Below are 11,898 nucleotides of genomic sequence, written 5' to 3' on the forward strand. Positions count from 1 at the left end.
CCCACTTATGTCATTTACTTTATTACGTCGATGCTTTTTAATCCCCGATTGCTTGCGCAAGCCATTTAGCTTACGTGATCAATGCCATTTTGCAAGTCAACTTGCCACCCTCTTAAATGCAGGCCTACCCTTACTACATGCCTTAATTTTATTGCGCCAATCTGCCCCAGCGCATTGGCACCCCTTTCTTCTTCAGCTAGAAACCCAATTGCGGCAAGGGAATGCCTTTTCTGCCTGCCTACGCCAAGCACTGCACCCACTCGACCATAGTTTTATTGGCTTAGTTGAAGTTAGCGAACGCTCGGGACAATTAAGTCAGGCGCTTGACTCCATTGCGACGAAGCTTACGACCCAAATGGAATTACGCCAGCAAATTCAACAGGCTCTGGCTTACCCATGCATTACTGTGGCTTCAGCCCTTTTTTTATTTTTGGTCATGGCTTTTTGGGTTATTCCTATTTTTCGCGACGTTTTCGCCCAATTTCAAGCCGAGCTTCCTTGGGCAACACAGGCTTTGCTCTATAGTACTTCTGTCTTGCGGCGCTATTTTTTAACAATTTTGCTCCTCTTGAGCGCACTCATTTTTTTGTGGATAGTTGCTTGGCACCGTTTACCTCGCTTACAGAATTACTGCGATCGCATGTGGTTGAGAATTCCCCTGCTCGGTGAGCTGCTGCGACTTTCGGCGCTCTCTTTTTGGTGCCGCACTTTAGGTCATTTATTAAGTGCTGAAATTCCTTTGCTGGATGCGCTCCGCATTACAGCACGCTCATCTAATCATTGGCTCACTCATGACCTTAGCGCCAATATATTTACTTTGCTGGCGCAAGGTTGGCCACTGGGCGAGGCAATCTTAAGAGCCGACTCCCACTATCGGTATTTTGATCGTCAGACCTGGCAAATAATTTGTATTGGCTCAGAAAGCGGTGCGCTACCAGCAATGCTGCTTAACCGCGCAAGCACTTTATCTCAGCAATTAAATCAACAACTAAAATTATTCAGTCGCAATCTAGAACCTGTTTTAATTGCTTTAGTTGGCTTGTTGATTGGAGGCTTAGTGCTGATCTTATATTTACCCATTTTTAATTTAGGACAAATCGTCTAACTATGCCACTCGATCAACCCCTGCAAGTGTTAGCTAGCAGTATCTTAACCTTGACCTTATTGGTGTTAGCGCTAATTGATTTTCGTACTTTTCGATTGCCTGATCTCATTACTTTGCCCCTGATGATGGCGGGCTTAGGATTTAATTACTTTTATCAGCCAGGTTTTACTTCGTTTGACAGTGCTTTAGTCGGCGTAGTCCTGGGTTTTGGCTTTCTTTGGGGCGTGAATTTACTTTATCGCTTACTAAAAAAACAAGATGGTATTGGTCTCGGTGATGCAAAATTGCTTGCCGCGCTAGGGGCGTGGCTAGGCTGGCAAGCCCTCCCTGATATTCTGCTATTGGCCGCCCTGATGGGCCTAGTTGGTGGCTGGATTTGGTTGCGTTGGCAACGACTAGCGACTTCGCAAGCATTTCCATTTGGCCCTTTTTTAGCCTTTGCTGGCATCATTACACTGTTATGGCCCAATTTTCTTCTGCTTCCCAGTCGCCTCCTCTCGACCTGAGTTTTTTCAAAGGTAAGATTCCATTAGTCGGTCTAACTGGCGGAATTGGCGCGGGTAAATCTGCCATTGCTTTACATTTAGCTGAGCTAGGCGCAAGTATTATCGATAGCGATCAAATTGCCCACCTCATTACAGGCCCAAATGGCGCGGCCATCGAGGCAATCCGCCAAACCTTTGGCGCAAGCTATCTCTTGGATTCGGGCGCCTTAAATCGCAGCAAAATGCGTCAGCTGATATTTGCCGAGCCCCAAGCTAAATTGCAACTAGAGGCTATAACCCACCCCCTCATTCGCGAGGAAACCTTGCGGCAAGCCCAAAGACAAATGGATGATGGGGCTGATTATCTAGTTTTTGTTGTACCCCTTTTAATTGAATCAGGGCTGTGGCTAGCGCATTTAAATCATCTGGTAGTGGTTGACTGCTCCCCTGAAAATCAGATCATGCGCGTGATGCAGCGTAGTCAGCTCAAGCGGGCTGAGGTGGAGCAAATCATGCAGTCCCAAGTAACTAGGGAAGCAAGACTTATTCATGCTGATACGATTATCAATAATGATGGTGATTTAGCCCTAGCCTTACAGCAAACGTCTGAGCTACATCAGCGACTCACGCGTAGGTAATGCCCTTTTTCAGGGTTTTTTGCCTATTGATGCCACTTCAGCATAGAATAAAGCCCTGTGATTGTCTATGAATATCCCTTTAATGAGCTGGTTCGAAGCATGCTTCGGCTGGAATACCTTTTCTTTCGTTTTAATCACTTTTTTAAGTCTGATGACCCTGAACTACATCACAACGGTATTGCCACTTTATTTGAGTTAGGCGATATTGGCGCACGCGGGGATATTAAATCACTCTTACTGAAAGAGTTTGAACGGCAAAAATATACTTTGCACGGCTTAAAGAATTCGAAGCGGGTTGATCAAGAAACCTTAAACCTCACGCTTCATGAAATTGAAAAAGCCGCCGAACAAATTAATCAATCTCTTGGTAAACCTAATGCCATCATTACCGACAGTGAATGGCTTAACTCGATTCGCAATCGCTTAAATATTCCTGGCGGAACGAGTCCGATTGATTTGCCCAGTTATCATGCTTGGAAAAATAGTTCTGCAAATCAACGACGGGAAACTTTACAAAAATATATTGCCCCTCTTTTACCTTGGCAAGCGGCTTGTCAATTATTTTTACGTTTATTGCGTGAGTCGGGCGAGGCATATGAAGTGGTAGCCTACCAAGGTGCGTTTCAGCAAGCTCCTGCAGGAAAAATTTTTCATCTGATGCGCATTGGCGTTGAGGATGACACGCTGTTTGCTGAAATTAGCGCTAATAAATATCTACTTTCAATTCGTTTTCTAAAAACCGAACGTGAATCAAAGCCACAAACTTGTATCGACGATATCCCTTTTAAGCTAACTCTTTGTCAATTTTAGGGTTTAGTTTTATAGAGCTGCCTTTAAAAAGCTAAATTCCAGCATGGCTTTTGATTATTTTGCCAAATGTTGGCGCAAGTGCTCTAGCATTGGCCAAGCGGCAGGTAATAAAGGGCTCACCTGCGGCTTAGGATGACTCAATAATTCCCATGATAGGTTTTGGCCCTCGCAGCCCTTTGGGGTTCCGCGCCACTGGCGAATAATGCTAACGTGCAAACGGACATGCGCATGAGTATATGCATGGTCAAGCACCATCAGCTCTTCACCCGCTTCTATTTGAATGCCAAGCTCCTCTTGTAGCTCGCGCTGAAGCGCAATAAAAACCGTTTCCCCGGCTTCAATTTTCCCGCCTGGTACCTCCCAATATCCAGAATATGGTTTTCCTGGTGGGCGCTGACCTAATAAATATCGGCCTTCGGTATTAAGCAAAATGCCTGCCGCTACTTCAACTATCGGCCTTGCCATGGTCGTACTATCAGACACGATTACCCGCATAAAACTTCGCAAACTGCCAGGCTACTCGGCCTGAACGCGAGCCACGCTCTAAAGCCCAAACTAATGCTTCCGGTCTAGCACTCTCAATCTCAGCGGTACTAACCCCAAAATGCTGTAACCAATGCGCCACGATAGCTAAATACTCGTCTTGTTTAGGCGGATAAAAAGATAGCCACAAACCAAAGCGTTCAGATAAAGAAATTTTTTCCTCTACTACTTCACCCGGATGAATTTCGCCTTCATCTGAATATGCATAGCTTTGGTTATCCTTCATATACTCAGGCAATAAATGGCGTCGATTAGAAGTTGCATAGATTAAAATATTATCAACTTGTGCCGAGACCGATCCATCTAAGGCAGATTTCATTGCCTTGTACCCCGTCTCGCCTTCATCAAACGATAAGTCGTCGCAAAAAATCACAAATCGTTCTGGCCGTTCTGCTAATAAATCAGTAATGTCAGCCAAATCAGCTAAGTATTCTTTATCTACTTCGACTAAGCGTAAACCTTGCTCTGCAAATTCATGTAAACAAGCCTTAATTAAAGATGATTTACCTGTGCCACGTGCACCTGTTAGTAAAATATTATTGGCTGGTTTTTTTTCTATAAATTGGCGGGTATTGTCGCGGATGGCATCACGCTGCCGATCAATATGTTGCAGATCTGCAAACGTAATATCAGAAATGTGCTTCACTGGCTGTAAATAGCCAATGCTGCCAAAAATACTATCTCGTCTACGCCAGCGAAATGCCCGTGCTGTCTGCCAATCACTTGGCGTAATGGGTCGCGGTAAAAATGTTTCTAAATGAGTCAATAGCCGATCAAGTTTGTCATTCATCAGTTTGCCTAGAAGTTAGTCTTAAGAGCGATAGTCGGCATTAATGGAAACATAATCATGCGATAGGTCGCAGGTCCAAATAGTTTGTGTCGCAGCTCCACGTCCTAAATCAATTTTTACATTAATTTCAGCCGCTTGCATTACCGCTTGCCCATCTGACTCTATATAGCTAGGGTTGCGTCCACCATTTTTGGCTACCCAAACGTTGCCCAGCCAAAGCTGTACCTGATTAACATCGAGGTCTGTAATGCCCGCATAACCAATTGCTGCCAGGATACGGCCTAAATTAGGATCACTAGCAAAAAAAGCTGTTTTCACTAAGGGGGAGTGGGCCACTGCCTTGGCAACCAAGCGGCATTCTTGAGCTGTTTTGCCGCCTTCAACCGTAATAGTGATGAATTTAGTGGCGCCTTCACCATCACGCACAATCATTTGTGCCAATTGCTTTGCTAAACCGATAAGGCCCTCGCGGATTGGTTTATACAGGGAGTCATTTTGACTTTGCACGGTAAGGGCAGATTGACCAGTAGCAACGACGATAAAGGCATCATTAGTCGAGGTATCGCCATCAATCGTAATCGCATTAAACGACAGGTCTGCAACTTCGCGGATTAATTCCTGTAATAAACCCGGCGCAAAGGCTACATCGGTAGCAATAAAGCCGAGCATGGTAGCCATATTAGGATGAATCATGCCTGCACCCTTACAAATACCAGTCATGCTGACTTTACCCTGCGGCGTCTCAAGTATGACTGATGCTCCCTTGGGCTGTGTGTCGGTTGTCATGATTGCTTCAGCTGCCGCAAACCAATGGTCTTCGTCTAAATTCGCGATTGCCCTAGGTAGCGCAGCAATTATTTTTTCGATGGGTAAGGGCTCTAATATCACTCCCGTTGAAAAAGGTAAAACTTGTTCAGGTTCTAGCTTTAAGTCATGCGCTAAAGCAGCGCAAGTTTGGAGGGCATTTTGTAAACCAGTCTCGCCAGTCCCGGCATTTGCATTCCCGGTATTGACTATCAGAGCCTGAATTTTTTTACTCACGGTTTGTGTCTGTAGATGGCTGATACAAACCTGAACAGGTGCAGCGCAAAACCGATTTTGCGTAAAAACACCAGCTACTTCTGCACTAGATAAAAAAGTCATTAGCAAGATGTCTTTACGATTGGCTTTTTTGATACCTGCCTCAGCAGTACCAAGCTTAAAGCCCGCAATTGGTATTAATTCATTTGGAATAGGTAACGGTAAATTAACCGGCATAACTCAATTGATTAGCTCAGCGCGCCGTGACACAGCTTATATTTTTTGCCACTACCGCATGGACAAGGATCATTTCTACCGACCTTAGGGCCAGCTTTAATAGGCGCAACAACTGGTTTGGTTGATGGCACTGCTGAGTCAGTTGATTCTGGAGCCGTTCCCATTAAGTCGGGGCCAGCTTCAGCATGCTGATACTGCACATCGGTAAGATTCGTAATTCCCTCATTGATAGTCTCTGCAGCCTGCTCAAGTTCATCGGCGCTACGAATTTGTACGGTCATAATCGTTTTAATGACATCAGCCTTGATGACATCCAGCAATTCGGCATATAACTCAAATGCCTCACGACGATATTCTTGTTTAGGATCTTTTTGAGCATAGCCGCGTAAATGAATGCCTTGACGTAAATGATCAAGTGCGGCTAAATGCTCGCGCCAATGGCTATCCAAGCTAAACAAAGTCACTGAACGCTCAAAGCTAGCGAAAGACTCTCGGCCTGATAAATCCACTTTAGCGTCATAAGTGGCAATTGCCGCTTGTATCACATGCTCGACAACCGCTTCATCATCAACTGTGTCGGCACCGTCAACCCATTGAAGTAGCTCGACTTTTAGACCCCAATCGTTCGCCAGCACATTTTCTAAGCCCTGTAAATCCCATTGCTCTTCCATTGATTCAAGGGGTACATAAGTACGACAAAGACCTTGCAAAACATCTTCTCGTAAATTTGCAATGAGTTCGCCAATATCTTGAGATTCGAGAATTTGATTTCTCAGGCGATAGGTTTCTTTACGCTGATCATTTGCCACATCATCGTATTGCAAGAGTTGTTTACGAATATCAAAATTTCGCCCTTCTACTTTGCGTTGGGCAGATTCAATTGAACGCGTCACCATACCCGCCTCAATCGGCTCACCATCAGGCATCTTTAAGCGCTCCATGACTGAACGCAAACGATCACCAGCAAAAATACGTAACAGGGGATCGTCTAGAGAAAGATAGAAGCGGGAAGAGCCTGGATCACCTTGACGCCCGGAACGGCCTCTTAACTGATTATCAATTCGTCGACTTTCATGCCGCTCGGTACCAATAATATGCAAACCACCGTGCTGAATAACTTGATCATGGAGGCCTTGCCACTCATCGCGTAATTGCTGAATCTTCGCGTTATCTGTAGTCACTAATGCCGCTTGTTTTTCAACATTACCGCCCAAAACAATATCGGTACCACGTCCCGCCATATTGGTGGCAATCGTAATCATTTTTGGTCGTCCTGCTTGGGCAATAATTTCTGCTTCACGAGCATGCTGCTTTGCATTAAGTACTTGATGCGGCAGTTGAAGACGATCTAACATGGACGCAATTAATTCTGAATTTTCAATCGAGGTCGTGCCAACTAAGACGGGTTGTCCGCTTTGATAGCAAGCCTGAATATCTTTAACCACAGCATCGTAGCGCTCGCGTGAAGTTTTATAGATTTGATCTTGGCGATCGGTTCTTTGACTTAAACGGTTTGGCGGAATCACCACAGTTTCTAAATTATAAATTTCCTTAAATTCATAGGCTTCAGTATCGGCCGTACCGGTCATACCGGCAAGCTTGCCATACATGCGGAAATAATTTTGAAAGGTAATGGTTGCTAAAGTTTGATTCTCATTTTGAATGGCTACACCCTCTTTAGCCTCAACTGCCTGATGAAGGCCGTCAGACCAACGCCGTCCTTGCATTAAGCGCCCAGTAAATTCATCGACGATGATGACTTCCTGATTTTGTACGACGTAGTGTTGGTCGCGGTTATAAAGTGAATGCGCTCGTAAGGCAGCATACACATGATGCATTAAGGTAATATTTTGTGGGGCGTATAGAGAATCACCCGCTTTCAGCGCGCCCAGTTGCACCAATACATTTTCGGCCTTTTCATGGCCCATTTCGGTGAGATACACTTGTTGCGATTTTTCATCTACCCAATAATCGCCAGCCTTTTCAACTCCAGTGCCATCGGCTTTTTCTTCGCCGATTTGCCGCTCTAAATACGACGGCAAGGCATTAATAAGTAGGTATAAATCGGTATGATCTTCAGCCTGCCCAGAGATAATAAGCGGGGTACGGGCCTCATCAATTAAGATCGAATCGACTTCATCAACAATGGCATACGCTAAACCACGCTGCACTCGTTGACCCACATCTTGCACCATGTTGTCACGTAAATAATCAAAACCAAATTCGTTATTGGTACCGTAAGTAATATCGGCAGCATAGGCTTCTTGCTTAGTAGCGTGATCCATCTGTGATAAATTCACCCCCACCTGCAAACCTAAGAAGTTATAAAGGGTCGCCATCCACTCTGCGTCACGCTGGGCTAAATAATCATTTACCGTAACAACGTGAACCCCTTTTCCGGTTAGGGAATTTAAGTAAACGGGTAGAGTTGCAGTTAGGGTTTTGCCTTCGCCAGTACCCATTTCGGCAATTTTGCCTTGGTGCAAAGCAAAACCCCCCATAAGCTGAGCATCGAAATGCCGCATTTTCATGACTCGGCAACTTGCTTCACGCACGACAGCAAAAGCTTCTGCAGCGAGATCTTCCAGCGCCTCACCGGCGCTTAAGCGAGCTTTAAATTCAGCAGTTTTTGCCTGCAGGCTAGTATCATCCAAAGCCTGCATGGCAGGTTCAAATGCGTTGATCTTGGCAACAATCTTGCGATATTGCTTTAAAAGGCGGTCATTACGACTTCCGACCAGCGTTTTGATGAGACCGATTACCATGGAATATTGAGGAAAATTAAGCCCTTGAGTTTATCACCCACCACACCTTTTAACCATGAATACCATCAGCAATGAATTTTGACCCTAAAAATAGCACAAATAAGCTGGCAAAGGATTGCTTAGATTGGCTGCGCAGCCAAAATGGATTAAGTGGGGTTATGGCCCGCGCAGAGGAGTTGGCCAAACTAAAAAGCGTGCTGAAACTGGCGCTATCCTCTCTCAACCTAGCTCATTTTAGTGATCGCATTGAGCCCACTTGGCGCACTTCACCCCAAGAGGAACTGCTTTTAATTGTGCCCAATGCCGCGCTCGCTACCAGACTCGAACAAGTGCTTCCCAGCCTCTCTATTGAACTAGCTCGGCATCATTATCGCTGTCAAAATATTAGAGTACGCTTAGCACCTAGTCAAAGGGAGTCGCAGGGTGCAAGTTTACGCGTGAGGCCCAAACCCAAGCCAGCTGAAGGGCTGAATGCGGTGGCGCGCTTAGCCTGGTTAAATTTATTAAACCGCTTACCCCCCGACTCAAAGTTGCGCCACTCGATTGAGCGCCTACTTGCTGCACGACCTAAATAAAGAGGGGTTGAGATTCGTGTAAATAGGCTGCTGGAGCCTTGCTTTTCGAGATTGTAGTAATTTCGTAAGCACTTGGGTCGGCTAGTAATTGCCGTAATAAGGCATTATTTAAAGCGTGACCTGACTTCTCGGCAACATAAGCGCCAACGATGGGATGCCCTACCAAATATAAATCACCAATGGCATCTAAGATTTTATGGCGCACAAATTCATCTTCATAACGCAATTCTTCATTATTCAGAATGCGATGCTCATCCAAGACGATGGCATTATCTAAACTACCCCCACGCGCTAAACCAATTTCTCGCAAAGCCTCTACTTCATGGGCAAACCCAAAAGTGCGTGCGCGGCCAATTTCACTGCGGTAAGCTTGTTCAGCAAAATCAATCGAGAAATGTTGGCCTGTTTTATCTAAAGCGGGATGCTTAAAATCAATGGTGAAATCAAGCTTAAAACCCGCAAAGGGTTCGAGTCTTGCTAACTTATCGCCCTCGCGCACCTCAACTGGTTTTTTAATTACCATAAATTGTCTTGGTGCGGCTTGCTCAATAATGCCTGCCGACTCAATTAAAAATAAGAATGAAGCAGCACTGCCATCCATAATAGGCACTTCTTCGCAATCGAGCTCGATTATTAAATTATCCAAACCGAGCCCTGCGCAGGCAGAAAGCAGATGCTCAACGGTAGAAACACGCACACCGTTTTTTTGGATGACTGACGCTAGGCGCGTATCGCACACCGCTAATGCGTGTGCTGGAATTTGCAGGGGCTCTGGTAAATCAACCCGGACAAACTGAATGCCTGAGTTGATTGGCCCCGGCTTAATGGTAAGGGTTGACTTGCGCCCTGAATGCAAGCCAATGCCGACGGTTTTGACCGCTGCGGCAATGGTTTTTTGCTTCAACATGTAATTTGAATAAATGAAAAAGGGTTAGATTAAAGCTGTTGCAAAATCGATTTAGCATCGCTGAAATCAAATTTACCCGGCTCTTCAACCACTAGATGCTTGACCATACCATTGTCAACCACCATGGCATACCGTTGCGAACGTACGCCTAGACCGCGCTTAGTCAAATCGAATTCCAAACCCAGTTTTTGGGTCAATTCTGCGCTGCCATCACCTAGCATGCGCACTTTATTACCTACTTTTAGATCTCGGCCCCAAGCCCCCATTACAAATGGATCATTTACCGACACACACCAAATCTCATCAACGCCTTTAGCTTTTATAGCGTCAAATTGCTCAATATAACCAGGGACATGCTGGGCTGAACAGGTCGGTGTAAATGCGCCAGGCAAGCCAAAAATAACAATTTTTTTACCTGCCGTTAATTTGTCAACCTCAAAGGCATTAGGCCCAATAGCACAGCCTTCAGATGCCTCATTTAAAAATTCATAGAGGGTGGCATTCGGTAATTTCTGGCCAACTGCAATCATGGTTTCTCCAATAAGTTAATTAAATAGGATACCAACGCCAGCAAAGGATTCGTCGTCCGGAGGCGCTGCGCGTTGGTGCTTTTCAATTTCCTATTGTATTGACCATTTACTTAATCGGCTTGTTTACGTAAAAAAGCCGGAATTTCATAGTAATCCGTCCCTTTATCGAGCATTGTTTTCGCCTGTGGCGAGCTATCAGCCCCTAAGGTAGGTGCAGTTCCGCCAGCGCGGGCATTACGAAAAACACTGGGTCGATCGAGTTCACCATAATCAACGCCTCGACCAGTCGACCCCAGAGCCCCAGACGCATGAGGATTCCCAAGTGAATTGGCATTACTCAGGTCTGGACTAGCAAAACTTGTGCTTGATGCCTCCATACCAACCTTGCTCATGGCTGCAGAAGCACTCGTTGGGGCAAAACTATTTAGATCGGTGATCGCAGGCATGGCATCATGCGTACCCGTTGCTTGGCGCCAAATGACTTCAGGCTGATTATGAGCGCGTGCTTGCGGATGATTTAGGCCAGTTGCAACCACCGTTACCCGTAAGGCATCACCCAAGCTATCGTCATACACAGTACCAAAAATGACGGTGGCATCATCTGCTGCATAGCCGCGAATCGCAGCCATGACTTCGCGGGTTTCAGATAATTTTAAAGAATGGCTCGCTGTAATGTTCACGAGCACACCCCGTGCACCTGATAGATCGACACCTTCTAGTAATGGAGAGGCAACTGCCGCTTCTGCCGCTAAGCGCGCGCGATCCATGCCAGAGACGGTGGCAGTGCCCATCATGGCTTTACCTTGCTCACCCATTACAGTTTTGACATCTTCAAAGTCGACATTGATGAGACCTTGCACATTAATAATTTCCGCAATACCGGAAACGGCATTGTGCAAAACATCATCGGCACAGGCAAAGGCTTTATCAAATTCAGCGTCTTCGCCCATGACTTCAAATAATTTCTCATTCAAAACCACAATCAAAGAATCGACATATTGTTCTAATTCAAAAGCCCCATCTTCCGCCACCTTCAGGCGCTTTACGCCCTCAAAATCAAATGGTTTGCTGATGACACCAACGGTCAAAATGCCCATTTCTTTGGCTACCTGCGCAACAATCGGCGCTGCTCCCGTGCCTGTACCTCCCCCCATTCCAGCGGTGATGAAAACCATATGCGCACCTTGTAAAGCGTCGGCAATACGTGCTCGTGCCTCTTCGGCTGAAGCTGCGCCAATCTCTGGTTTCGCTCCGGCTCCTAAACCACTCGAGCCTAATTGCAAATTCAATTTTGCCTCTGACCGCTGCAATGCACCTGCATCGGTATTCATGCAAATGAATTCGACCCCGTCGACACCGCGACGAATCATATGCTGGATAGCATTGCCACCAGCGCCTCCGATACCAACCACTTTAATAATGGTCTTCCCGGCTACTTCTTGTTCTACCATTTCAAATTCCATAAATCCTCCTTAGTATGACATTGACGACGA

At 45.8% G+C, this 11,898-nt stretch carries 12 protein-coding genes; 5 read left to right on the forward strand and 7 right to left on the reverse strand.

Annotated elements, in window-relative coordinates; all coding sequences use genetic code 11:
* Positions 1 to 7 precede the first annotated feature (7 nt).
* Genes LZT21_RS00870 through zapD form a run of 4 tightly spaced genes read left to right on the forward strand, consistent with a single transcriptional unit; the run spans position 8 to position 3,038 of the window.
* A complete protein-coding gene (locus LZT21_RS00870; protein WP_233989096.1) occupies positions 8 to 1,105 on the forward strand; it encodes a type II secretion system F family protein in 1,098 nt (365 codons plus the stop codon).
* Between the two features lie 2 nt (positions 1,106 to 1,107).
* Positions 1,108 to 1,611: an A24 family peptidase gene (locus LZT21_RS00875; RefSeq protein ID WP_233989097.1), complete on the forward strand. Its 504-nt coding sequence runs from the start codon at positions 1,108 to 1,110 to the stop codon at positions 1,609 to 1,611.
* Positions 1,566 to 2,228: a dephospho-CoA kinase gene (coaE, locus tag LZT21_RS00880; protein ID WP_233923174.1), complete on the forward strand. Its 663-nt coding sequence runs from the start codon at positions 1,566 to 1,568 to the stop codon at positions 2,226 to 2,228. Before LZT21_RS00875 ends, coaE begins: the two co-directional genes overlap by 46 nt.
* A 57-nt stretch (positions 2,229 to 2,285) precedes the next feature.
* Positions 2,286 to 3,038, forward strand: coding sequence for a cell division protein ZapD (zapD, locus tag LZT21_RS00885; RefSeq protein ID WP_370634744.1), 753 nt, complete (start codon positions 2,286 to 2,288; stop codon positions 3,036 to 3,038).
* Positions 3,039 to 3,092: 54 nt separating this feature from the next.
* Here the strand turns inward: zapD and LZT21_RS00890 are convergent, their stop codons facing one another.
* From LZT21_RS00890 to secA, 4 genes are read right to left on the reverse strand one after another with little or no spacing between them, the layout of a single operon-like run.
* Positions 3,093 to 3,533: an NUDIX domain-containing protein gene (locus LZT21_RS00890; RefSeq protein ID WP_370634745.1), complete on the reverse strand. Its 441-nt coding sequence runs from the start codon at positions 3,531 to 3,533 to the stop codon at positions 3,093 to 3,095.
* The gene (locus tag LZT21_RS00895) at positions 3,514 to 4,371 is read right to left on the reverse strand and encodes an ATP-binding protein (protein ID WP_233934892.1); all 858 of its coding nucleotides are present in this window, start codon (positions 4,369 to 4,371) and stop codon (positions 3,514 to 3,516) included. The genes LZT21_RS00890 and LZT21_RS00895 overlap by 20 nt, the downstream gene beginning before the upstream one ends.
* A 21-nt stretch (positions 4,372 to 4,392) precedes the next feature.
* Complete coding sequence (argJ, locus tag LZT21_RS00900; RefSeq protein WP_233923177.1) at positions 4,393 to 5,628, reverse strand: bifunctional glutamate N-acetyltransferase/amino-acid acetyltransferase ArgJ; 1,236 nt, start codon at positions 5,626 to 5,628, stop codon at positions 4,393 to 4,395.
* Positions 5,629 to 5,639: 11 nt separating this feature from the next.
* A complete protein-coding gene (secA, locus tag LZT21_RS00905; RefSeq protein ID WP_233923178.1) occupies positions 5,640 to 8,393 on the reverse strand; it encodes a preprotein translocase subunit SecA in 2,754 nt (917 codons plus the stop codon).
* 158 nt (positions 8,394 to 8,551) lie between these two features.
* Here secA and LZT21_RS00910 point away from each other — a divergent pair, with 158 nt between their 5' ends.
* Positions 8,552 to 8,968, forward strand: a complete 417-nt coding sequence (locus LZT21_RS00910) for a hypothetical protein (protein ID WP_233989098.1) — start codon at positions 8,552 to 8,554, stop codon at positions 8,966 to 8,968.
* Here the strand turns inward: LZT21_RS00910 and lpxC are convergent.
* The 3 genes from lpxC to ftsZ form a co-directional block, all read right to left on the reverse strand.
* Positions 8,961 to 9,875 (reverse strand): UDP-3-O-acyl-N-acetylglucosamine deacetylase, encoded by a 915-nt coding sequence (gene lpxC, locus LZT21_RS00915; protein ID WP_233923180.1) that lies wholly within the window; start codon positions 9,873 to 9,875, stop codon positions 8,961 to 8,963. The genes LZT21_RS00910 and lpxC overlap by 8 nt on opposite strands.
* Positions 9,876 to 9,904: 29 nt before the next feature.
* Positions 9,905 to 10,405 (reverse strand): peroxiredoxin, encoded by a 501-nt coding sequence (locus LZT21_RS00920; protein WP_233923181.1) that lies wholly within the window; start codon positions 10,403 to 10,405, stop codon positions 9,905 to 9,907.
* Between the two features lie 110 nt (positions 10,406 to 10,515).
* On the reverse strand, positions 10,516 to 11,868 hold the full coding sequence (gene ftsZ / locus LZT21_RS00925) for a cell division protein FtsZ (RefSeq protein WP_233923182.1): 1,353 nt from the start codon (positions 11,866 to 11,868) through the stop codon (positions 10,516 to 10,518).
* Between the last annotated feature and the right edge of the window lie 30 nt (positions 11,869 to 11,898).

Source organism: Polynucleobacter sp. IMCC 30228, assembly GCF_021395205.1.
In the GTDB taxonomy this organism is placed as follows: domain Bacteria; phylum Pseudomonadota; class Gammaproteobacteria; order Burkholderiales; family Burkholderiaceae; genus Polynucleobacter.

What these genes read in the sequence shown, in the direction of transcription:
- LZT21_RS00870 (WP_233989096.1), top strand. Translation starts at nt 8, where the DNA reads ATGTCATTTACTTTATTACGTCGATGCTTTTTAATCCCCGATTGCTTG.
- LZT21_RS00890 (WP_370634745.1), bottom strand. Translation starts at nt 3,533, where the DNA reads ATGCGGGTAATCGTGTCTGATAGTACGACCATGGCAAGGCCGATAGTT.
- coaE (WP_233923174.1), top strand. Translation starts at nt 1,566, where the DNA reads ATGGCCCAATTTTCTTCTGCTTCCCAGTCGCCTCCTCTCGACCTGAGT.
- argJ (WP_233923177.1), bottom strand. Translation starts at nt 5,628, where the DNA reads ATGCCGGTTAATTTACCGTTACCTATTCCAAATGAATTAATACCAATT.
- ftsZ (WP_233923182.1), bottom strand. Translation starts at nt 11,868, where the DNA reads ATGGAATTTGAAATGGTAGAACAAGAAGTAGCCGGGAAGACCATTATT.
- LZT21_RS00875 (WP_233989097.1), top strand. Translation starts at nt 1,108, where the DNA reads ATGCCACTCGATCAACCCCTGCAAGTGTTAGCTAGCAGTATCTTAACC.
- LZT21_RS00920 (WP_233923181.1), bottom strand. Translation starts at nt 10,405, where the DNA reads ATGATTGCAGTTGGCCAGAAATTACCGAATGCCACCCTCTATGAATTT.
- lpxC (WP_233923180.1), bottom strand. Translation starts at nt 9,875, where the DNA reads ATGTTGAAGCAAAAAACCATTGCCGCAGCGGTCAAAACCGTCGGCATT.
- LZT21_RS00910 (WP_233989098.1), top strand. Translation starts at nt 8,552, where the DNA reads ATGGCCCGCGCAGAGGAGTTGGCCAAACTAAAAAGCGTGCTGAAACTG.
- secA (WP_233923178.1), bottom strand. Translation starts at nt 8,393, where the DNA reads ATGGTAATCGGTCTCATCAAAACGCTGGTCGGAAGTCGTAATGACCGC.
- LZT21_RS00895 (WP_233934892.1), bottom strand. Translation starts at nt 4,371, where the DNA reads ATGAATGACAAACTTGATCGGCTATTGACTCATTTAGAAACATTTTTA.